We start from the raw sequence: 21,039 nt of genomic DNA, 5'->3' as shown, positions 1-21,039 counted from the left end.
CTCCCTCTGCTACGCCCCCTCCCACCTCCATTGGACCGAGCCGACTGATGTCTCAAGACGAACACCTACCCGTTCCGCCAAGTCGAAGCACTCTGTCGGAGATGAAAACAGCCGAAGATTGGTGGGCCATTTGGTGCGGAGGTTTGATCCTACTCGTTTCGTTTGGCGCCGTTTGGATGGGGCGGCCTGTTAACTTGGAAACGATAGCCGAAGCGGAACAGACCATTGAAATATTCAACCCGATCGCTCAGTGGATCGACAAACCGGGATCATGGAAAGACAACCCGATCGATGCGATCTATAAAGATGGCCCACAAAAAATAATCGGCATCTTAGGGTCCTTCGTATTGATCGGCGGCCTTTTCGCGATCGCCGCTGGGATCCGTCAAAAGGCAGCCTTCAAGTTCTTGTTGGCCTTTCCAGCAATCTTCTTGCTCGCCGCATTTGCGTACGTTCTGTCGAGTCAAAGCGTGGTCAAGGCCTACAACCTTGAATACGCACTGTGGGCGTTGCTGGTCGGATTGGTCATCAGCAACACCATCGGGACGCCCAAGATACTGAATCCAGCGATTCTGACTGAGTTCTACATCAAGACGGGCTTGGTGTTGTTGGGTGCCGAAGTCCTGATGAGCCGCTTGTTGGTGCTTGGTTTGCCGGGAATCTTTGTCGCCTGGGTCGTCACGCCAATCGTGTTGATCAGCACGTTTATCTTTGGACAGAAGGTGCTAAAGATTCAATCGCCGTCACTCAACATGGTCATCTCGGCCGACATGTCGGTATGTGGTGTATCGGCTGCGATCGCAACCGCGGCCGCCTGCAAAGCAAAAAAAGAAGAACTGTCACTCGCGATCGGAATGTCGCTGTCCTTCACCGTCATCATGATGATCGTGATGCCCGCCTTCATCAAAGCGGTCGGCATGGACGAAGTCCTCGGTGGCGCCTGGCTGGGTGGAACAATCGACGCGACCGGCGCGGTTGCGGCAGCCGGTGCGGTGCTAGGGGATCGAGCTCTCGAAGTCGCCGCGACGGTCAAGATGATCCAGAACATTTTGATCGGGGTGACCGCATTCGGCGTGGCAATCTACTGGGTGACTTGCGTCGAAAAAGACCCCTCCGGCGCTCGCCCAAACGCGATGGAAATTTGGTACCGATTCCCCAAATTTGTTCTCGGCTTCGTCGCTGCATCTGTCATTTTCTCGCTGCTGTACAGCAAGCTTGCCGGTGGCCCCGAATTAGTCGACGCCATGATCGGTGGCTCGACCAAAACGATTCGCGGCTGGCTGTTCTGTTTGGCGTTCGTCAGCATCGGCCTGCAAACAAACTTCCGCGAACTGGCCCCGCACTTGAAGGGCGGCAAACCGCTAATTCTTTACGCTTGTGGTCAGACACTGAACCTGGTCTTGACCCTGGCAATGGCCTATCTGATGTTTCGGGTTGTCTTCCGAGACCAAATCGATCAGTACCTGCCATGACCGTCAAAGCAACGAATATTAAGGCGGCGATGAGCATGAAGCCTGCGATCAAATTGGCAAGCTGTTTGCTAGTCATCGCAATCATTTGGTTGGCCGTTTTACCGTGGATCGGGCGGCGTGCCGCGGTCAGCGAACGGATCGACTGGCTCGAATCCAAAGGCATCGATCCAAGCGCGATGTACTATACCGAGCTGGATGCGATGCAGCCGATCCTGCAAAAGCTAAACCTTCGCGACCTTGCTCGAGATCGCAGCGGCGATCGCGTGAGCCACTTCGGTCGTTGACGACTTGCCACCGATATCCGGCGTCCGCACCGTTCCATCAGCCAGAACCATCGCGACGGCTTCTTCCAACAAAACGGCGGCAGCCAAGCAAACGTCATCGCCGTGCTTGTCGCCCAGCCAATCCAGCATCATGGCCGCCGACAGGATCGTCGCCATTGGGTTTGCTACGTTCTTTCCGGCCAATTGGGGTGCGGTCCCGTGTGATGGTTGAAACAACCCGTGCGTCTCGCCAATTTCGGCCGACGGCCCCAACCCCAATCCACCCACCAAGCCGGCACCCAAGTCCGATAGGATGTCACCAAACTGGTTCTCCATCACCAGAACATCGAAGTCCCACGGGTTTTGCACCATATACAGACTCATTGCATCGACATAGACGGCTCCCGCCTCGATATCCGAATAGTTCTTGGCGACATCGAAGAAAACTTCGCGGAAAAACGCCATGCTGCGAAACACATTCGCCTTGTCCACGCACGTGACCATCTTCTTGCCATCGCTAGCGCGACCGTTGCGTCGCTGAGCCAGACGGAACGCAAAGTCCGAAACTTGCGACGTTCCCTTGCGAGTGATCACCATGGTATCGGTCGCCACTTCATCGCCAACCTTCGCCCCACCACCAAACGACGCAAAAAGGCCTTCCAGGTTTTCGCGAATGACAATGAAGTCGATGCCGGGCCCTGTGTCCTTGAGCGCGCACGGGGCACCAGGGTACAGCTTGACCGGGCGCACAGCCGAATGAACTTGCAATGCACGCCGCAGCCCCACCATCATGGTCGGCTGAACTTCGGTCCCATCGGGCGAACGAACATCGGGCAGTCCAATTGCCGACAACAACACCGCGTCGGCCGCCAAACAATCGTCCAGCACGGCCGCAGGCAATGTCTCGCCTGTTTCGCGGTACAGTTCCGCGCCAGCCCGATGCGACGTGAACGCCAAGTCGAGCCCGTCGATGTCACGAACCATTCGGTCCAACACGATACGCGTTGCTTCCATGCATTCTGGTCCGATTCCGTCACCCGGCAGAAGAGCAATTTGATAGGCCGTCACTATTTCTTCCCAAAACGTTGATTCAGTTCGCCGACTTGGTCGGGCGTTAAATATCGAGTCGCTTCGCCACGAAGCATCAGAAACAACTTGGCCGTTTCCTCAAGCTCTTCCGTGGCATTTACCGCCGAATCAAGATCTTTGCCTGACACAACGGGACCGTGATTTGACAATAAAACAGCGTGCGCGGCCACTGCCGCTCGCTGGACCGCAGCCGCCAGTTTTTCATCGCCTGGTGCAAAATAGGGCACCAGTGGCAACGTCCCCACTCGCATCACGTAGTACGCCGTGATCGGCGGCAACACATTCGCTTCGTCAATTCCGGCTAAACAAGACACGGCGACCGAATGGATCGAGTGCAAATGAACGATCGCTCGTTCGTTCGGCCGCGACTGATACATCGAATGGTGCAAAAACGCTTCCTTCGATGGGGCGTCCCCCGACACCCGGTCGCCACTACGATCTAGTTTGGTGATCCGGTCGGGATCAAGTCGGCCCAGGCAAGAATTGGTCGGCGTGATCAGCATTCCGTCAGAAACCAAGACGCTAATGTTCCCCGAACTGCCAGCCGTCAGCCCACGATCGAAAATCGACTTGCCGTGCAGGGCGATACGGTCGCGAAGTTCACGTTCATTCATGACAACATCTCCAGCGCGAGCAAAAAGAAATTTTCACTGCCAAAGTTGCCCGACTTTAACGCCAAGGCCAATGCAGGTTCATGCCCAATCGTTTCGGTCCAAGGCACCCCCACGCAAATTTCAGGTCCGATCCGCAGCGAATGCACACCAAGCGCACCGACAATTGCACCGGAGGTTTCGCCACCTGCCAACACCAATTGCCGAACATTCATCTGGGCGACCAACATCTTAGCGACAGCACCCAGGAAACTTTCGATCTTCGTCGCAACCGATTCGGCACCAAACTGTTTTTGCAACTTGGCCACGACATCCGGCGTCGAAGTGGACGCCACCATCAAGGTTGCATCACGTTCGGTCGCCATTGCCCACGCTTTCAATCGATCCAGTTCACTCTGTGAATCCGCAACAATCGCTGGAACGTCAATGAACCACGTCGAACAGTTCGGCTGCATCGCTTGAACCTGAGCATTCGTGGCGATCGAACAGCTACCCGCCAGAATCAAACTTCGTCCACTGACCTTTGGCATCTCGGCCGTCGATTCGGATGACTTCAAATCTCCTGCTGTTCGATAGGCTTGCGGCAAGAATCGGGCCAACCCCGAACCGCCGGTCACCAGACGCATTGGTGCTACCGCGTCAGCAACCGTCGCCAAATCCGAGTCATTACCCGCATCCGCGATGACCAACGACACGCCGTCACACGACAGATTCGCCAATCGATCGCTACAAGCATCGGACGAAGTTCGAATTGTATCGGCTGACAACAAACCAACATTTTTAGTCGACTGCTTGGTCAAGAAACGCACAAGGTTTGGATCCGTCATCGGGTTGAGCGGATGGTTTTGCATCCCAGATTCGTTCAGCAACTGATCGCCAACGAACAGGTGCCCGCGATAAACAGTACGCCCCGCACGTGGGAACGCAGGACAAAAGATCGTTTGACTTACGTTCAATTCTTCCATCAATGCTTCTGCGACCGGGCCAATGTTGCCATGGTTGGTTGAATCAAAGGTTGAGCAATATTTGAAGAAGAATCGATCAACACCAACTCGTTGCAACCAACGAGCTGATTTAATGGACTGGTCAATCGCGTTCTCCTTCGGAATCGATCGTGTTTTCAGCGCGACGACAATCGCATCGACGTCGCGAAACTGGTCCGCTGCCTCTCCCGATGGCACGCCTAGCATCTGAACGACTCGCATGCCCCCTTGGACCAAGTTGATTGCCAAATCAGTGGCGCCCGTCACATCGTCTGCGATGCAACCTAAAAATGGCGTCCGAGTGTTCAGCTTTTTCGATTCAATCATCGCTGGACCTTTCAATAGCAATGGCGCGAACTGGCGAACCATCGCCACCGGTGATCTTCATCGGCAGGGCAATGAAATCGACAACCGTTGACTGAATCTGATCAAGATTCGCCAAGCCTTCTACGATCAACACATTGCCTTGAAACAGGATCTCATGAACTTCGGTCACTTCGTCGATCGAATTCACATCGGCAACCGATGGGGGCTCGACACCGATCATTGCGACCTGATGTTCAACAAGCCACCGCGCCAATTCGGTCGAGATCCGCGGCAACGAATTCCGATACTCGTCCGTACCAAAACGCTTGTACCAATCAGTACGAAACAGCAACCGCGCCCCCGGCTTGATTGCCTGCTCTAGGTCGCCCAAATCAGCGATCTGAATCAACTGCTTAGGTGCCGCGGGGGCTACGTTCACGACCAACGCCGAACCGACACAGACACTCAAGTCCTGTTGGTCCAGAGTCGCGCCACCTGGTAAGAAATGGCAGGGGGCATCCATATGTGTCCCGCAATGCGAATACAACGAAAGCGTCGTCGCATTCCAGCCATCGACTTCTAGTCGTTTCGCAGTCGCAATGTTGACACCTGCTAAATGGTTATCAACTGGCAAACTTAGATCAATCACTCGCATCAATGCGTTTACCCTTTGGGCATCAAAAAGTTAACGTAAACCAACACCGTGATCACCAAAGCAATCAGCGCCACGAAGAAAGCCAATCTCGTCTTCATTGCGGCCGGCGACACTTCCTTCAGTTCTCGCCGAGGATTCATGAACTGCCATGCGATCAAAGCCAAAACATTCATGACCGCGGCAAAGACAAAGAACGAGTTTGCTGTTCCCGGCGTCTCCGCGACCATCGGAATCGTCACGTTGGCAACGAAGTAAGGGAACGCTACCGCACTGACCGCCGCCCCCAGATTACCGACCATATTCATGGCCGCCGAAACCGCACCGGATCGCGAGCCGCCGATGTCCATGCAAAACGCCCAACTTGGGCTAAGCGTCATTTCAACCCCGAATGTCGCCAACGAAAAGCTGGCGATAAAGATCCAGACCGAATTCGAATCGGCTGTTTGTGTGCAAAGGATCAACCCGATCGCACCCATCGCATACCCAATCGTTGCTGGCAATCGACGCGACATCACAGGCATCCCTCGACGGTGCAAGTGAGTCACCGCATAACCTGAAACCCACAGCGCGACCGCCCCGCACAATAGCGGCAGTGCCGACAAATATCCGTATTCTTCGCCCCACGTCTTCACCAAATAGGGACGCAACCAGGTGATGCTAATGAAGAACGTGATGTTGCTTGCGGCATACTGAAACATCGCCAACAGCACGTTGGCCGAAGTCACAACTTGAATGTAGGGCAACTTCGATTCCGTTGCCGCTTCTTCAGCAATACCAGCTCGGATCAACTCGACTTCTTGCTGGTTCACACCGGAATGCTTGGACGGATCGTCTCGATACCAGAACCACCACACTGCCCCCCACACCAACCCGATTGCCGCATTGGCGACAAACGTCATTCGCCAACCGATCAGTCCCACCAACCATGGCATCACCACCAAGGACGCAGCGGCACCGATGCGAGCACCAGAATGAAAGATACCTTGGCCGAGCCCGCGCTCTTTGGCAGGCAACCAACTGTAAAGTGCTCGCGTTGCCCCCGGATACGCACCGGCCTCGCCCATACCAAAAAGAAACCGCACCGCCAGCAAGCTAATCGCCGTAAAGACGGCGCCAGTCATCGCCGTAAAAATGCTCCAGATGATGACGACGATCGTCAACGCCATCCGGGGCCCCGCGCGGTCGCTAAACCAACCAGCCGGAATTTGAAACAGGGCGTAGCCGATCGCAAAGATGCCAAACACATACCCCATCATCTGGTCGTCGAGACCAGAAATGTCCTTCTGCATCGCGCCCTTCGCGGCGGAGATACAAACTCGGTCCATGTAAGTGTTGACCGTATGCAGGAACAACAAAAACACGAGCCAAAAACGTTGGCGAGATGCAACATCAGAATTCATTTGGCATCCACTTTTGCTGGTACGTTTGCTGGCTTCTTCACTGATTTCTTAGCCGAAACCTTCACTGGCATTCTGTTTCCCGGCGTGACTTGCTTGATTCCGACCGGTGGTACCGTTGCGGTTTCAATTCGCTCGCGCAATTGTTTTGATAATGCCGACACCGTTTCGATTTGATTGGGATCCTGAGCCAAGTTGTGCATTTCCGCCGAATCGTTTCGGTGGTCGTAAAGTTCGTTGCCTTCAGCACCGTCTTGCCCCCATTCGGTATACCGAAAATCGGCCGTGCGAAGCGAGTAACCATTTTGCAGATGCGTTAGCGCCGATGCTCGTGAGACTTTGGTTGGATCAGCCAACGTGTCGGCCAAACTGATTCCCGAGATCGCGGCTGGCGGTTTTAGTCCCGTCAATTCGGCCAGTGTTGGATAGAAGTCGACCATTTCTGCCATCGACTTCGATGACTGTCCTTTGGCGATGCCAGGACCGGCCATCACCAGTGGAACATGAGTCGCGTCTTCGAACAGCGTCAGCTTTTGATAGTAACCGTGCTGCCCCATGTGATAGCCATGGTCCGACGTAAACACGACGATGGTGTTGCGATCCAGACCAGTTTCGTCGAGCGCGTCGAGCACGCGTCCGATCTGCGCATCGGCAAAAGTAATTGACGCGTAGTAAGCTTGAATTGCCTGGCGTGCTAACACCGGATCCAGGTTCAGTTGATCTTTCTTTCGCGTCAACGTGTTTCTAGCCGGTTCCGGCAACGTATCGAAATAGTCCTCCGGCACCTGAGGAATTTCGATCTTATCGACCGGGTACATGTCAAAGTACTTTTTCGGCGCGACGTATGGCGTGTGCGGACGATACATCCCAACGGCTAAAAAGAACGGCGTCTTGTCGGCAGCATACTTACGTAACATTTGTACAGATTCGGTTGCCGCAATCCCGTCGGTTTGCTCAGCATCATCGCCCTCGTCCGCCAGCCAACTGAGAGTGCCACCGAATTGGCCCGGTTTCAATGTAAAGATTTTGTCATGTTGATTTCGATCACGCCCGCGTGGATTGATCGTGTAATCCCACGACTCGGGATCATCATGCCCCGAGGTGCCAATGTGCATGGGGACGTTGTAGTGAAAAATCTTTCCAATTCGCGTCGACGTGTATCCCGCGTCACGAAACATCTGCGCCATCGTCTTGACGTTTGGAACTCGCTCGCGAATGTAGATCGCATTGCCAGTGACCAAATTCTGCGCTGGATACAGCCCCGTCATGAACGAAGCGCGACTGGGACCGCAAAGCGGATACTGGCAATACGCACGATCGAACTTCACACCACTGGCGGCAAGCCGATCAATGTTCGGCGTCTTCACCAGATCGTGGCCGTAACAGCCGATATCACAGTTCAAATCATCGCAAATCAGAAACAACACATTGGGCGGATCGGCTGCATGAGCGGGCGCAGTGAGAGCGAGAACCGTGAGGCTAGTCGCCGCGACAACGAGCAACCACAGAATCAATCCGACGAGTCGATGTAGGCGTGAAGTCACTTGACGTCTCCTGGCGATGTTGAAAATCGGTGCATAAAAAACGTTGCCTCGGAATAACCTTCCGAGGCAACGCACAATGTAATGAACCGGCAACCAGAATGTTGACTTAGCTAAGCTTTTCGCCGCGGGCGTGCTTCGCAAGAGTCTCCTGATACTTCTTCTTGCCTTCTTCGACCGACTTCCGAATCGCCTTGGTACTTTCCTCTGATTCTTTCCGCAACACGGCGATCATTTCCAGCGATTCGATTTGGAAGCCGCTGATCGCGTCGACCAACTTCTGGACCGACTCGGGATTGATCGTGCTTCCGTATCCGGCGCGAAGGGCGGCACGTTCGAGTTCACGTCCAAGCGTGGCAACGTCTTCGAGTCCCTTATTGACGCCTTCCTTCATCGCTTCGGTTGCTTGAGTAACTTCGTGCAAACCGTGCTGGCTGGTGTAGACCGTTCCCAGAATCGTGAAGACGTGCTCGTTCGTCGTGAAGAACGTCACTGCGCGACGATAGACGCGTTCTTTCACGTCGTGAGTCTGCTTCAGCTTGCTAATCAGGGTTTCGCCGACGTCGTAGCCGATTTCTAAGTTCTCGGCGATATCCTTCAGCAACTGATAAGTCTCATCTTCCTTTTCGAACTTGTAGCGAGCTTCGTCACGCCTAAGCTCCAATTGGCTCTTGCCGCCCTCGTCGGTGCCCGTGTAATTGTCGAGCGCCGCTTGGGTGGACGCCAAATCGTCTTTGGATTGATCGAGGATCGGCATTTGCTTGTCCAGGATTTCACGAGCCAAGACTTCCGCTTCCTTCAGTGCGAATCGGAAGTCGATGTAACCTTCCATGATCGCTTCTTCGCTCTTGAGCGCCTGCTTGGTGTCCTTGGCCACCTCGCTGTAGGTTTCAACGATCTGTTCAAAGCGATCATTTGGCGTGCCGCGACGAATCTTCATCCACCAGTTCGACACTTTTTCGGTGCCACTGATTTTGCCGTCGTCCAATTGCATGATCAGCCGCTTGCTGTCTTCACGGACCGAATCGAACATCTGCGTGATGTCCATGTAGCGGTTACCGATCTTGATGCTCTCGACGTTTTCTCGCACCAGTTGATTAAACGAACTCATGTGCTGGATCACTTCGGCGATCGCCAGTACTTTGGCTTCGTCCAAGTGCTTGACCTCTTCGAGCAAACCGATCAATTCTTGGGGAGCGGTGTTCTTACTATCGACGCCAAATTTCTTCAGCACCGTCACGGCCCGGTCCAAGTACTCTTTCATCGACTTCATGTCGCGAGCTTCAGCGGGCGACTGGATGGCCGAGCTGGATTGGGACGGATCGGGGGCTGAAGCTTGTGCTTGGTCTGACATAGCCGAGGAAGTCTCCGAGAAAGAGGCGTGCGTTTTCGGCGAAAACTGCTTATCAATCGTTCACCCGTAAGATTAGCGCCTGACAGGCCGGACTGCAATCACCGGCCGCTTGGTCGAGAACCACATTCGCCCCCTCAAATTGGCAACCCAATCTCCGCAAACGCGGCCGATTTAATAGAATGGGCTCAGCGGGTTAAACTTTCATGCAGCCCGACGATTACGGTTCATTCGCCCAAACTCATCCACCGAAGCCTCTGCCGCCATGCCTCCGGCCTCTGCCAACGCCCAAGCGACTGCAAACACTCCCGCGACTGCTGGTTCGTCATTGATGAACGATTCACAGGATTTTCAGTCACCGCTAGAGAATCTTTCGCTACAAGAAACGCTGCGAGTGATGGATGTCGCGCGCGAGATGCGGGACCGCCGTGAATCGGCCGAAGAAATGTTCCGCCGCGACGATCTTCGCGCGGGACTACGCGAGAAACTGCTTCGCACCGCCAAGCTTTCCGGCGACTCAGTAACCGAAGCAGAAATCGATGCAGCGATCCGCCAGTACATGGACACCTTGCATGTGTTCCAGGAGCCCGAACCTGGACTGAATCGGTTCATGGCCCATTGTTGGATCTGGCGAAACCGAATCATGGCCGGCGCTGCTGCGACAGCGACGGTCATTGGCGCCTACTGGTTCCTGTTCACCTAATTCGCTCGTCGTAAAGTTCGCTGCCCATCTAGTTTCGCTGTCACTCAAGTTTCACTTTCTTCTTCCGGTCACGTTACCCGATGCCGATCTCTGGTCCCGTCGTTCATCAACAACTGATGGACGCATACACCCAAACGCAAGCTCGCCTGGAATCCGTCCGATTGCAAATCGGCAAAGCTAACCAGCAGCGCGACCAATGGGACAAAAACCGAGGCGAGTCGCTGGTCAAGTTGGCGGAATTTTACCTGCCCGAACTAACACCCGAAGCAATTCGATCAACTTGGGTCGAAATCCAACCGGCGATGTCACAAGTCTTTCGCCGCAAGCAACAAGAATGTGATCGCCTGCAAAGCGAACTCTCGTCGTTGACCGTCAAGCGTCAAACCGAAGATGCAAAGCTGCTGGAAATCAACCGCCAACTTGATGACCTGTTAGACGTTCAAACGCAAATCGGATCCGAGGTCGAAGCACGATTGCAACAGGACTCGCAGTTCGTCAGCCTTGCCGACCGAGCTGCCGTTGCCGAAGCCGCGTTGGAACGCGCCGAGGCGAACTTAGCGGAAATCGAACAAGACGCAGCTCGCAAATTGCCGGCATACGAAAACAGCAAGCTATTCACCTACCTGCGTGATCGCGGCTACGGCACGCAAGCGTATGGCCACCGTGGATTCACGCGGCGGATGGATCGATGGGTCGCCAAGATGGTCGATTTCAATACGTCGAAACAGGGCTATGACTTTCTACGCAAGACGCCTGAGCAGATGCGTACAATCATCGCCGGTGACCGCAGCGCGCTGGATACCGTGATGGGCGAACTGCAACGACGCCGCGATACGGTTGCCGACGAACTGGGGTTGCCCGAGAAGCTCTCGCAGTTCACCGAGCTACAGAAATATCGCGATTCGCATATCACGATTCTCGAAAACCTTCAGCAGCAAACCGATAAGACTCAGTCACACCTAACCGCGGCGGATGATAGTCGCGGCACCTATTATCGCGAAGCGATCGAGCTGTTTCGTGGGATGTTGCAACAGATCGATTCACGTGATCTTAAACGCCGAGCGAGCTCGACCGTTGACCTTACCGATGACCAAATCGTGGCCCAGTTGATGAATGTCGAAGCCAAGGCGGGATCATTTTCCGAAGCCGCTCAGCAACACGAGGACGAAGTGCGGCGGATCCAATCGTTCTTGGAAGACCTCGGTCGCTTGATCCAACAGTTCCGTTCGGCAGGATTCGATTCGGCTCGCTCTCAGTTCGTCGGGTCGCTCGACATTCCGATGCACTTGAACCGCGCCATTGATGCTGGCAGCGCTGACACGCTGTGGAACGAAGTCCGCAGCGCCCAACGTTGGGGACCGACGGCGATGGAACAAATCACCGCGGTGGCCACACATCCGATGACCCAAATCCTGATCAACGCGATGGCTCACGCCGCCGGCGGAGCATTGCAAGAACACGCCCGCCGCGCCGGCCGTCGGCACAGCAGTCGAGACCGTTACCGCGGTGGTTCGCTAGACAGTTCATGGGGCGGCAGCAGCAGCAGCAGTGGCAATCGCCGCAGCCCCTGGTAGTCTGAAGGAACGCGAACTGGCTCATCTGCTATCGCTGTTCGCGCCCGAGACATCGGCATCAGGTTCTTTGACCGCCACTTCTTGGTCGCGATTTGGCGCATAGCAATCATCGACCGAGCGCTCGATTCCTAAAGGATCACGTACCGATTCGGGTGAGGCGTCAGAGGCTGGTGTCGAGCATCCGACAAGAAAGAACGTGCTGATCAGAACTCGCTGATCAATGCACAGAAAAGCGAAGTGGAATTGCTGACCATTGGGTCAAACCTAGCTTGTTTAAAAACAGACCGAAGCTAACGGGACTCCTCGCGCTGGGGCATATTTTTTCGCAAAATCCAGCTTACCGTAACATGAGCAAATCCGAAGATCATGGCCAAACAGAACAAGATGGATGGAACCGCCCACGTATAGGCAAACGTATCGATCCGCGCTCGCAGTGGATTTCGTTCGTCATACAAAATCCGAACTTGGTCACCGACGCCACCCGGCGAGGGTGAAACAAACGCAGTTGACGTTGTCGTGTGACGGTGTCCGGCGACCTCGAAAGTGAATGTGGGACGATATTGCGTTTGCTTTTCGTCTGTTGTCCTCTGTTCCGAAGTGGTGATCGTGCCGATGGTCGACTTCGCATGGTAAATGAACGAACAAATTTCAATCGCAAAGATCGCGGACCCAATCAGCATACAGATGCCAAGCACCGGAATCATGACTCGAATCATCTGCAGCGGCTTCATATCTTTGCACCTAAACCAGGCCTCAGTGTGGACGGAAACATTCCCACGTAACGACTGGGGTCTCATCACGAATGATCGTAAAGGAGGTATTAAAAAGCAACGCGTCCGACTCCTCTTTGGCACTCGTCAGACGTTCCCAAGAACCGTTCTCGCGATGATAAACCCGTGCCGTCTCTGCATCCTCCGTTGCCGCCATTATCTGTCCGTCTATTGCCCAACGTACCCCGATCAGCGAATCTGCGTCGGGAAGAGACAGCGTGTCCGGTAAACATTCTTTCGTGCAATCGGGATATCTGAGCAGAGCCGAACTCGAATCGTCGGCCCGTGTGATAACCGCAGCCGGAATTCCGTCATGGAAGAACAGTCATACACACCTGTGACCGGGTGGCAGAATCAACAAGTGCTTTGCCGGTGGCAGAGAACCGGCGTTTGCCGCATCATGCTCGAAGGCCAGAAGTAATATTCGTCGACGGTAGCGCCATCAGCAACGAGCGTTGATCTGTACGGCTTGGCTCCGCGCTGACAGCCTGTGACAAACCATCGCCCTCGCAGTTCACCGGGAACCGGTGACCAGTCCCGAACGGGTTCGTCAGCCGCGGCGGCTAACCCAAGAACGAAACAGATAGCGATTGCAGCGACTTGACGACGCATTTTGTGATGCATTCACCGTTGGATCCAATGGTAAACGTCGTGCACCAAAATCGAGCACCGTGATCTCTGGATCTTGCTCAGCAATGGCGTCAACCACTCGCCATACTGGATTGCCGTACCAATAAGTCAAATCGTATTTTACGCCGTCGTGCGAGGTCAACGTGCAACGCTCGCCTTCACCTTCCCTCGCGGACAGGCTAACGCTCGCCAGTTCGTTCAGTGGCAGCTTGAATGACGAACCGCGAGTCGGTATCGGGCAAACGCACTCAACAAAGTTGGACGTGACACGACAACGAAACGATTGACGCCGAACAGCGATCCAAAAGATCCCCCAAAGCCAGACAAACGCATTCGCGGCAAAGAGTACAAAAACAATGATCAAGGCAATCCGCCGCGTCACTAGCGATTCGATCGAGATCGCCGAATAGGCGAGAAGGGCACAGATCAATGTGACGAAAAACAATGCAAAAACGGAAACACTTAAATCTCGAATCCAGCTTCGTGTGTATTCCATGCGAATTGCTTGGGTTAAAAAAACTGCAAATAGGCAACTCAACAGCTTCGTTTAGCGGCCTGCATCAGAGTCGAGGGCTTCGCGTTCTTTGGTGGCCGTCTCGGTGGGCGCCAAACCATTCAGTGTCATGGGTATTTTGGTGGACGGCAAGTTCCGAGAGGGAACAACTCTTCCTTTTTCGATCACAAACTCAATGACGTGTTCAAACTCATGGGAGACTTTGTCAAAGTTACCGACCGAAATGAAGATGGAGCCTGTGTACTAACGATCGTGAATCGGAAATCGTTTCGGAATAATCTCGTCATTTAAAACCTCTCTGCCGTCGATCGTTCCTTCGATGGAGTTCAAGAAAAGCCTACCTCGAGAGATGGCAAACTTTGCCCGGTAGCCTCGCGAGTTCGCAGTATCACGCATTTCGAATTTCGGGATCGGCTTGCGTCCCGCGGGTTCTTCATCGGGGTAATACCACAGTTCCGACATGGGTAGCTGAAAGACTCCACAAGTGTTGCCTCCAATAACGACACTGTCATTGGCTTGAATGGTGGCACACGCTGGCCTCGCCGTTCCCAGAACGACGACAGCAAGAATAAAAATCGATTTCATTGACAGGCGTTCATGATTGAACGACATGATCGTAGCGAACCTGATTCGATGACAAAAACAATTGAACTACTGCGACTTGACAGTGAAGTTCTTGGCATCGGCCCACAGTGGCTGCAGGTCCAGCCGCCAACAAATTTCCTGCATCGCCTGACTCTGATTCTCTAGATCAGGCAACTCACCTAGCGGCACCAGCAAGTAAGCCAGATCCGGTAACGTGATGAATCGCGTGATCGGCGACTCCATCGTGACGCCTTTGACTTCAGCAACAAAACCTTCATAGTCGCCCAGAACCGATCGCGAAATCGCGTCTGCAGCTTCGATCGTTAGCGGCGGTTGCGAACCGGCAATCGCTAGCGACGCTTTCAAATCACTGGCTTGTTCATCGGCAGCAACCGGCAACGCGACCGCGGCGTAGTGGTTGCCCGCATACGGGACCATGCCGACTTTGCTGGTCGGCGACAATCGCCGCGCCATCGGTTCGAAAACTCGCTGCCCCATCAACCGCGCCCCGGCTTCGTCCATGATCCACGAACTGGGCTCGGCTAATCGAGTCGGCGCGATTGTTTTCGGACCTGGGACGCTACGATGGTAACTGGGGCGCAGCGACGATTGGACTTCGGTTTTCTCAGCCATCAATCCGGTGGCCGTTTTAACTGTTGCTTGCACCTGCTTGGATTGCTGGGCCGAAAACAATTGTCGCCAACTGAGCGGTTCCGCAGTGGCACGGCGATACGCAGCTACCTGTTCGGCAAAGCCGGCTTCCTTCGACGCCAACTTGATCAATGCCGCGTCACATTCGGCGACCCATTGGCCACTGCCGTTTCCCATTCGCCGGTGAACCACACTGATTTGGTCGATCATTTTGGCGTGCAGCGTCCGAACGCTACTCGCCTGCGCCGACGATGCGGCTGCGTCGATCAATTGCACGATCGCTTGCTGTGCGTCGGACTTCAACTGGCTCATTTCGCCGTCGATCTGACTTCCATCGCTAAGCCGAAACGCGAAATCGATCGCGGATGCGCGAATCAGTCCCGCCGAAGCGGACTCCCACTTGGACACCAAGTAAGCCATTGCTTCACTGGCGTCGCCGATTGCACCATCGGCTAACGCAGCCTTTGCCGATGTGCCAATTTCGCTGACGACGCGTCTGGCTTGACTGGCAAACTCGCTAGCCGGCACCGCTTGAACACTAGCCGCTTTCTTTGCTTGGGCTACGTATTGATCGCGTCGCACATCGGACACTTTCGTGGTTCCTTGCGACAGAACCGAGTAGTAATTCAGAACGTACCGCTCGGCTTCCTTGGAAGTAAAGAACGCCAACTGCGACGTCAACTCGACTCCCTTGGCTTCCATACCCTTGTTGAAGGTCTCATAATTTTCGGCCTGAAAAAACCCTTGCGCCTTTTCAATGAATTTCTGCAACTTCGGCTTCGCACGAGTCAGCTTAACGTCGAATTCCTGACGAAGTTTCTGACCCTGTCGAGTGCTACGAATCGCGACGGCAAAATCATGCAGATACTTCGTCAACAAACTAACTTGAATCGCTAGGTCAGCCCCGGCAGGCTCGCCCATCAAAGTCAAATGCTTGGCGTCGCGATCGGCCTGAAACAACTGCCCCGACATGTCGCTGATTGCCTTCCCAGACCACTTGTCGGGGTTGTCCTTCATCGAGTCAAGCTGGCTAACCAGCGCATCAGCCTTTTCACAGACCGCATACGCACGAGCCGCCAACTCGCTCGCACCATTGATCGTCCCATGCGTGTCGAGACCACCATCTGCCTTCTTATCCGTTGGACTCGCCCAAGAAAGCGACATCCCCAAAACGGAGAACAGAACAATCGCCGACGCTGCTGCAAAACTCGAAATATTGATCCCCATCTCAGTTTCCTCCTTCACGAACAACCGCAAGCAAGTCGCCGCCTTGGACCGACACCGCCTTTCCGTCCGATGTGACCAACTGCACCGCCCCAATCGTCGCCTTGATCGTTTGATCGTCCGAATTGATGGACGTAAACGTCAACTGTGCCGATTGGCCCGGTCCCGTCATCGCAACCGCCGATGTTCGCGACGCATGCAAGTAAACATCACATGACACAGTCTTGCCCGCTAGCGCCGACACGCTGGACGCGTCGGTGGTGCCATGCAACAAAATCGCCGGATAGTCTTTGGACGAATTAGCCGGGTCATAGCTAGTCACTTGCACAACATTGGGCCGCCCATTTCCGATAGCAATCACTTCCAACGTTGCCCGACCAGTCGTCTTGGTTGCCGGCGTCGTGCGCAGCGTGATTTCGCCCGAAGACGGCAAGTGCTTTTCGACCGCCTTTTGAGTCGAAGCGGCTAGGTCCTGTGTTTTTACTTTGGCTTCTTCCAACGCCTGCTTCATTTCAGCCTTGGAACAGCCCGACGAACAAGCCGTCGCCAGTAATACAACTAACATCATCAGCGGCAATACTTTACCGTCCGAACTCGAAAAACGAATCCGAAATCGAGAACTCAAGAACATCAGTAGTTGCCTTCAAAAAACGGGAAAAGGACTTTCAGCGAAACCAGATATTTTATTTCGAACTAAGTCGCAGCCTGCTTCGAGAACAGCGATTTTGACGGCACCAAACGAACAAAGAACCAATCGGGAAAGCAAAAATCTCGAAGTGATCAATCTTCGGTGACGTTGTCCAGCATGACGGTTCGTGTCGTTGTAACGGTCGGCTTGGATTTGCGACGATCCAACCAACGCATCACCCCCATGGCAGTCGACAAGACGCCAGCGAGCAGCAGGGGCGATGTGAAGGTGAACATGATAAATACGATGTGCGGCATCCTGCTTACTCCATGCCCAGCGGCGGGTGACTTACCCGTCATCAGAACACTCAGTTCATCCTGAACGGCCGGAACGCGCGCGGCGTACAGCAAGCCAGCCGACATCACGGCAAAAACCACCATCATCAGCATCATGAAACCGAGGCTGATCTGGGGCGGGCGACGTCGGATTATTGGCTGTGTGTTCATGATTGTCCCAGCCGAATCTGGCGTTGGTGTTCGTACACAACAATGCCAACCGTGGTCGCCAAATTTAGACTGCGGACGTGACGCGATGTCGGCAAACTTAGCGCCTGCGGGTCATCAGGATCCAAAATCGTGTCGGGCAACCCCGATGTCTCGCACCCAAACACCAGCACGTCGTCGGGCTGAAAATCGGCGTCCCAAACAGTCCGCTTGGCGAAACGCGATAGAAAGAAAAACCGTCGCGGTGCGAGTTGCTCAACCAAATGTTCCCAATTATCGGCGTCACCAAGGTCGAGGTGCTGCCAGTAATCCAGCCCAGCCCGGCGGACGCGTGCATCGTCAAACTGAAACGCGGCGGGCCGAACGATCCAAAGCTTTGCATCCGCAGCGACGCAGGTGCGACCAATGTTGCCAGTATTCCCCGGAATTTCGGGCTGGTAAAGAACAACGTGAGCGGTAGGCATCAAGAAAAAGGGCTTGGAGGACTGGAAACAAAAGGTCATTCGACATCAGAAATTCGGCACTGCCATGGCAAGCGTGATGTTTCTGAGAGCACCTACAATAACAAATCCGATGTCTGGTATTATCTCACGGAGATTTTGATCACAAAGATTTTGATCTCTGACGCCCGAAATTTCTGACACCTGTAACTCGCCGCCTGCAACCGACTCATTCTCTACCATGCCGATCCAAGTCACCTGTCCGAAGTGTTTGAAGCGGTTCCAGGTCAGTGACAAGTTCGCTGGCAAGACCGGCCCCTGCCCGGCCTGTAAGAACCAGATTCGGGTGCCCGAGCTGGACGAACAAGTCGTCATTCACGCACCTGACGACGGTGCCCCTAAAACTCGCAGCGGCGAAAGTGTCCTCAAGCCACTCAAACGCAGCGAAACCGATGTCACCCGCAAAGGATTGCTGATCACGGCCGGCGCTATCTTGGCGGCGATTGGGATCGCGATTGGATTGAGAGTCACCGGCGGCGTTTCGGTGGTCATTCTTGCCATTGGTGCTTTGGCAGTCGCACCGCCGCTGGTGTGGGCCGGGTACACGTTCGTCCGCGATTCTGAACTTGCCCCCTACGTCGGTGCCGAACTTCGTAACCGAGTCCTGATCGGATCCGTTTTGTTTTCAGCCCTGTGGTTGCTGTACGCGTTTGTGCCCGCTTACGTCGCTGACTTCGAATCGCCGTCCGACATGTCCTTCATGTGGTTCGGCATCATATTCTCGGCCATGCTGATCATCGGAGCTCTGATTTCAGTGGGAACATTCGAACTAGAATTCGCCAGCGGCTTAGCTCATGTCGGCTTGTATTTGATCGCCACACTTTTGCTGGCCTTACTAAGCGGCGCCGTACTGGCGACCGGTACCCCGGTCCCGTAACCAGCGTCGCCACAATTACGCGGCCGGTTTGCGCAGGCCTGCTTTCGGCTGCCAAACGCAGCTACTGCCACCTTTCGGACTTAGCCTCGATCGCATGCTTCCTGAACTGACCTCGCTGTTCCAAACCGGTTCGCTTGTTCGAATCCCGCCGGCTCAAGACGTGCCCATGTCGGCACGTGTCCGCCGCATCCTGGACACCGCTCCGGTGCGACGACTAGCATCGATCAGCCAGCTCGGCATGGTCGCATTGGTCTATCCCGGCGCCACTCATTCGCGACTCGAGCATTCACTTGGCGTTTACGACAACGCGCTGCGAGTTCTGACGCGATTTGCTGGCGATGCCAACTTCAATGCGATGGTCGACGTCCCAATGGCAGAATCATTCGTGCTAGCCGCCTTGCTGCATGACGTTGGCCACTGGCCGTTTTGCCACCCAATCGAAGACATGAGATTGAGCGGCTTGGGCGAACACGAAACTCGCATCGGTGACTGGATCCAGCGATCCGAATTAACGGAGTGTATCGAACAAGACTGGAACTGTGACGTTGCTGACCTGCTAGGTTTACTTTGTCCTAAAAAGGAAGCTTCGGCATCACAAAGCCCCGGATTGCACCTCCCTGGGCATCGTTTCCTAGCAAGTTGCCTGAGCGGCCCCATCGATGTCGACAAACTGGATTATTTGGAACGCGACAGCCTGCACGCCGGCGTTCCGTATGGCCGCAACTTTGATTCCGGCCGCTTGATTGCATCGATGAGCATCCATCCCCAAACGGGAAAGCTTGCGATCAGTGACAAAGGCCGAACCGCGGCAGAAATGATGGTATTTTCGCGTTACATCATGTTCAGCGAAGTGTACTGGCATCACACCGTGCGATCGGCCACCGCGATGCTGCAGCGGTGCGTGTTCTTGCTGCAACACCGCTTGGACCTCGAATCGACGCTAAGGATGGACGACGCGGCGTGGACCGCCAACCTGCGACGGGCCGCTGAAGGCAGCGTCGCCGAACCACTGGCAGACGGCCTTTTTGGTGCTCGTCGTCGACTTTACAAGCGAGCTGCTGAGTTCAACGTGATCGACGGCGATGAAGTTCACTCGCGACTCGCTCGCAAACCTTACTGGTGGCTGGTCGCTCTGGCCGAACGGTTAGCCGGGCAACTTTCAAGCACCTGTTCGACCGTCGTGCATGCGGTCGATGTCCTCGTGGACGCGCCGCCAGTGAAACTAGAAGTCGACATCAATATCGACGTGGTTGCACGCGACGGAACCGCTCGACCGCTGGGCGACGTCTCGCCGGTGACCGCAGCACTTGCCCATCGCCAGTTCGACAATCACGTCAAGCGAGTGCGAGTATTCTTGCGAGACGAAGTGCGCGATACGATCGCTGCGAAACTGAGCCTACCGCAACTGACTGACTTGGTGATGACAACAATCAACACGCTTGAAGACGAAATAGCATGAAAAACTCACCAAAGATCGTAACTGTCAAAACCGCCGCGGATGTCGCCGAGTACACGGCCGATGTTTTCGCAGCCGCAATCAAGTCAAACCCCAAGATCGTGCTCGGACTTGCCACCGGCAGCAGCCCGATTGGCTGCTATCAGCGACTGGTTGAACGATCACGCGGTGGCGAATTTAGCTTTGCCCAAGCCACTTCGTTCAACTTGGACGAATACATCGGGCTCGACGCGGACCACCCGCAGAGCTTTCGCCACTTCATGCAGTCACAATTATTCGACCTGATCGATATCCGCCCATCAAATACGTTCGTGCCGGACGGCAAATGCCCGGACGTTGCCAAACACGTCGCCAACTACGAACTAAAAATTACCGAAGCGGGTGGAATCGAAATCCAATTGCTTGGCATTGGCACCAACGGACACATCGCATTCAACGAACCCGGATCAGCCGCCGACAGCCGCACACGCGAAGTCTCGCTAACTCGGCAAACCATTGAATCCAATTCGCGATTCTTCCCATCAATCGCCGACGTCCCGACGACCGCGATCACGATGGGCATCGGAACCATCCTGGAAGCCAAACAAATCGTGTTGATCGCGACCGGCGCTGGCAAAGCAAAAGCGGTCGCCGAGGCAATCGAAGGCCCGATGACCATCGACTGCCCCGCGTCGCTATTGCAATCCCACCCGAATGTCATATTCGTGGTGGACCAGGCCGCTGGGTCCGGCCTGACGCCGAAGACATAAACGGCAA

21 protein-coding genes are annotated in these 21,039 nt (G+C 54.7%); 7 read left to right on the top strand and 14 right to left on the bottom strand.

Going from position 1 to position 21,039, the window contains the following annotated elements:
- The first annotated feature begins 47 nt into the window (after positions 1–47).
- On the top strand, positions 48–1,472 hold the full coding sequence (locus Poly59_RS05835) for a YeiH family protein (RefSeq protein WP_246151407.1): 1,425 nt from the start codon (positions 48–50) through the stop codon (positions 1,470–1,472).
- A complete protein-coding gene (locus Poly59_RS05830) occupies positions 1,469–1,756 on the top strand; it encodes a hypothetical protein (RefSeq protein WP_146533057.1) in 288 nt (95 codons plus the stop codon). The genes Poly59_RS05835 and Poly59_RS05830 overlap by 4 nt, the downstream gene beginning before the upstream one ends.
- Here the strand turns inward: Poly59_RS05830 and Poly59_RS05825 are convergent.
- The 7 genes from Poly59_RS05825 to Poly59_RS05795 all read right to left on the bottom strand — a co-directional run bounded on the left by Poly59_RS05825 (position 1,694) and on the right by Poly59_RS05795 (position 9,671).
- A complete protein-coding gene (locus Poly59_RS05825) occupies positions 1,694–2,803 on the bottom strand; it encodes an isocitrate/isopropylmalate dehydrogenase family protein (protein ID WP_146533056.1) in 1,110 nt (369 codons plus the stop codon). The two genes, Poly59_RS05830 and Poly59_RS05825, sit on opposite strands and share 63 nt — an antisense overlap.
- Positions 2,803–3,438, bottom strand: a complete 636-nt coding sequence (otnC, locus tag Poly59_RS05820) for a 3-oxo-tetronate 4-phosphate decarboxylase (protein WP_146533055.1) — start codon at positions 3,436–3,438, stop codon at positions 2,803–2,805. Before otnC ends, Poly59_RS05825 begins: the two co-directional genes overlap by 1 nt.
- Positions 3,435–4,745, bottom strand: coding sequence for a 3-oxo-tetronate kinase (otnK, locus tag Poly59_RS05815; protein WP_186776035.1), 1,311 nt, complete (start codon positions 4,743–4,745; stop codon positions 3,435–3,437). Before otnK ends, otnC begins: the two co-directional genes overlap by 4 nt.
- Positions 4,738–5,379, bottom strand: coding sequence for a cyclase family protein (locus Poly59_RS05810; protein WP_146533054.1), 642 nt, complete (start codon positions 5,377–5,379; stop codon positions 4,738–4,740). Before Poly59_RS05810 ends, otnK begins: the two co-directional genes overlap by 8 nt.
- 8 nt (positions 5,380–5,387) lie before the next feature.
- Entirely contained in the window at positions 5,388–6,779 is a 1,392-nt protein-coding gene (locus tag Poly59_RS05805) for an MFS transporter (protein ID WP_246151406.1), read from the bottom strand.
- A complete protein-coding gene (locus tag Poly59_RS05800) occupies positions 6,776–8,320 on the bottom strand; it encodes a sulfatase (protein WP_222436040.1) in 1,545 nt (514 codons plus the stop codon). The genes Poly59_RS05805 and Poly59_RS05800 overlap by 4 nt, the downstream gene beginning before the upstream one ends.
- A 106-nt stretch (positions 8,321–8,426) precedes the next feature.
- Positions 8,427–9,671 (bottom strand): cell surface protein, encoded by a 1,245-nt coding sequence (locus Poly59_RS05795; RefSeq protein WP_146533053.1) that lies wholly within the window; start codon positions 9,669–9,671, stop codon positions 8,427–8,429.
- A 262-nt stretch (positions 9,672–9,933) separates the two neighbouring features.
- Here Poly59_RS05795 and Poly59_RS05790 point away from each other — a divergent pair, with 262 nt between their 5' ends.
- Both Poly59_RS05790 and Poly59_RS05785 read left to right on the top strand, forming a co-directional pair.
- Positions 9,934–10,371 (top strand): DUF6384 family protein, encoded by a 438-nt coding sequence (locus Poly59_RS05790; protein WP_390621430.1) that lies wholly within the window; start codon positions 9,934–9,936, stop codon positions 10,369–10,371.
- Positions 10,372–10,451: 80 nt separating this feature from the next.
- Positions 10,452–11,945 carry a hypothetical protein gene (locus Poly59_RS05785; protein ID WP_146533052.1) on the top strand — a complete coding sequence of 498 codons (1,494 nt, stop codon included), beginning with the start codon at positions 10,452–10,454 and terminating at the stop codon, positions 11,943–11,945.
- Between the two features lie 290 nt (positions 11,946–12,235).
- Here the strand turns inward: Poly59_RS05785 and Poly59_RS05780 are convergent, their stop codons facing one another.
- The 7 genes from Poly59_RS05780 to Poly59_RS05750 form a co-directional block, all read right to left on the bottom strand.
- Entirely contained in the window at positions 12,236–12,676 is a 441-nt protein-coding gene (locus tag Poly59_RS05780) for a DUF3592 domain-containing protein (protein WP_186776034.1), read from the bottom strand.
- Positions 12,677–13,265: 589 nt separating this feature from the next.
- Positions 13,266–13,841, bottom strand: coding sequence for a hypothetical protein (locus Poly59_RS05775; protein ID WP_146533050.1), 576 nt, complete (start codon positions 13,839–13,841; stop codon positions 13,266–13,268).
- A 261-nt stretch (positions 13,842–14,102) separates the two neighbouring features.
- Positions 14,103–14,444: a hypothetical protein gene (locus Poly59_RS05770; RefSeq protein WP_146533049.1), complete on the bottom strand. Its 342-nt coding sequence runs from the start codon at positions 14,442–14,444 to the stop codon at positions 14,103–14,105.
- A gap of 66 nt (positions 14,445–14,510) precedes the next feature.
- Positions 14,511–16,322, bottom strand: coding sequence for a hypothetical protein (locus Poly59_RS05765; protein WP_146533048.1), 1,812 nt, complete (start codon positions 16,320–16,322; stop codon positions 14,511–14,513).
- Position 16,323: 1 nt separating this feature from the next.
- Positions 16,324–16,950 (bottom strand): hypothetical protein, encoded by a 627-nt coding sequence (locus tag Poly59_RS05760; protein WP_146533047.1) that lies wholly within the window; start codon positions 16,948–16,950, stop codon positions 16,324–16,326.
- 149 nt (positions 16,951–17,099) lie between these two features.
- Positions 17,100–17,453, bottom strand: a complete 354-nt coding sequence (locus Poly59_RS05755; RefSeq protein WP_146533046.1) for a hypothetical protein — start codon at positions 17,451–17,453, stop codon at positions 17,100–17,102.
- Positions 17,450–17,914, bottom strand: a complete 465-nt coding sequence (locus Poly59_RS05750; protein WP_246151405.1) for a tRNA (cytidine(34)-2'-O)-methyltransferase — start codon at positions 17,912–17,914, stop codon at positions 17,450–17,452. The genes Poly59_RS05755 and Poly59_RS05750 overlap by 4 nt, the downstream gene beginning before the upstream one ends.
- Positions 17,915–18,131: 217 nt before the next feature.
- Between Poly59_RS05750 and Poly59_RS05745 the strand changes: the two genes are divergently transcribed.
- The 3 genes from Poly59_RS05745 (at position 18,132) to nagB (ending at position 21,032) form a co-directional block, all read left to right on the top strand.
- Positions 18,132–18,827 carry a hypothetical protein gene (locus Poly59_RS05745; RefSeq protein WP_146533044.1) on the top strand — a complete coding sequence of 232 codons (696 nt, stop codon included), beginning with the start codon at positions 18,132–18,134 and terminating at the stop codon, positions 18,825–18,827.
- 94 nt (positions 18,828–18,921) lie between these two features.
- Positions 18,922–20,286 carry an HD domain-containing protein gene (locus Poly59_RS05740; protein WP_222436039.1) on the top strand — a complete coding sequence of 455 codons (1,365 nt, stop codon included), beginning with the start codon at positions 18,922–18,924 and terminating at the stop codon, positions 20,284–20,286.
- Positions 20,283–21,032 (top strand): glucosamine-6-phosphate deaminase, encoded by a 750-nt coding sequence (nagB, locus tag Poly59_RS05735; protein WP_146533043.1) that lies wholly within the window; start codon positions 20,283–20,285, stop codon positions 21,030–21,032. The genes Poly59_RS05740 and nagB overlap by 4 nt, the downstream gene beginning before the upstream one ends.
- Positions 21,033–21,039: the final 7 nt, after the last annotated feature.

It is taken from the genome of Rubripirellula reticaptiva (assembly GCF_007860175.1).
GTDB lineage: Bacteria > Planctomycetota > Planctomycetia > Pirellulales > Pirellulaceae > Rubripirellula > Rubripirellula reticaptiva.
Note: the sequence above shows the minus strand (reverse complement) of the source record. Positions and strands in the feature narration are given on the sequence as shown.

Excerpts from the sequence above, each read along its gene's own strand:
- Poly59_RS05760 (WP_146533047.1), bottom strand. The coding sequence starts at position 16,950 with ATGTTCTTGAGTTCTCGATTTCGGATTCGTTTTTCGAGTTCGGACGGT.
- Poly59_RS05785 (WP_146533052.1), top strand. The coding sequence starts at position 10,452 with ATGCCGATCTCTGGTCCCGTCGTTCATCAACAACTGATGGACGCATAC.
- Poly59_RS05790 (WP_390621430.1), top strand. The coding sequence starts at position 9,934 with ATGCCTCCGGCCTCTGCCAACGCCCAAGCGACTGCAAACACTCCCGCG.
- Poly59_RS05780 (WP_186776034.1), bottom strand. The coding sequence starts at position 12,676 with ATGAAGCCGCTGCAGATGATTCGAGTCATGATTCCGGTGCTTGGCATC.
- Poly59_RS05745 (WP_146533044.1), top strand. The coding sequence starts at position 18,132 with ATGCCGATCCAAGTCACCTGTCCGAAGTGTTTGAAGCGGTTCCAGGTC.
- Poly59_RS05750 (WP_246151405.1), bottom strand. The coding sequence starts at position 17,914 with ATGCCTACCGCTCACGTTGTTCTTTACCAGCCCGAAATTCCGGGGAAT.
- Poly59_RS05740 (WP_222436039.1), top strand. The coding sequence starts at position 18,922 with ATGCTTCCTGAACTGACCTCGCTGTTCCAAACCGGTTCGCTTGTTCGA.
- Poly59_RS05755 (WP_146533046.1), bottom strand. The coding sequence starts at position 17,453 with ATGAACACACAGCCAATAATCCGACGTCGCCCGCCCCAGATCAGCCTC.
- Poly59_RS05805 (WP_246151406.1), bottom strand. The coding sequence starts at position 6,779 with ATGAATTCTGATGTTGCATCTCGCCAACGTTTTTGGCTCGTGTTTTTG.
- otnC (WP_146533055.1), bottom strand. The coding sequence starts at position 3,438 with ATGAATGAACGTGAACTTCGCGACCGTATCGCCCTGCACGGCAAGTCG.
- Poly59_RS05835 (WP_246151407.1), top strand. The coding sequence starts at position 48 with ATGTCTCAAGACGAACACCTACCCGTTCCGCCAAGTCGAAGCACTCTG.
- Poly59_RS05770 (WP_146533049.1), bottom strand. The coding sequence starts at position 14,444 with ATGAAATCGATTTTTATTCTTGCTGTCGTCGTTCTGGGAACGGCGAGG.
- Poly59_RS05795 (WP_146533053.1), bottom strand. The coding sequence starts at position 9,671 with ATGTCAGACCAAGCACAAGCTTCAGCCCCCGATCCGTCCCAATCCAGC.
- Poly59_RS05775 (WP_146533050.1), bottom strand. The coding sequence starts at position 13,841 with ATGGAATACACACGAAGCTGGATTCGAGATTTAAGTGTTTCCGTTTTT.
- nagB (WP_146533043.1), top strand. The coding sequence starts at position 20,283 with ATGAAAAACTCACCAAAGATCGTAACTGTCAAAACCGCCGCGGATGTC.
- otnK (WP_186776035.1), bottom strand. The coding sequence starts at position 4,745 with ATGATTGAATCGAAAAAGCTGAACACTCGGACGCCATTTTTAGGTTGC.
- Poly59_RS05765 (WP_146533048.1), bottom strand. The coding sequence starts at position 16,322 with ATGGGGATCAATATTTCGAGTTTTGCAGCAGCGTCGGCGATTGTTCTG.
- Poly59_RS05810 (WP_146533054.1), bottom strand. The coding sequence starts at position 5,379 with ATGCGAGTGATTGATCTAAGTTTGCCAGTTGATAACCATTTAGCAGGT.
- Poly59_RS05830 (WP_146533057.1), top strand. The coding sequence starts at position 1,469 with ATGACCGTCAAAGCAACGAATATTAAGGCGGCGATGAGCATGAAGCCT.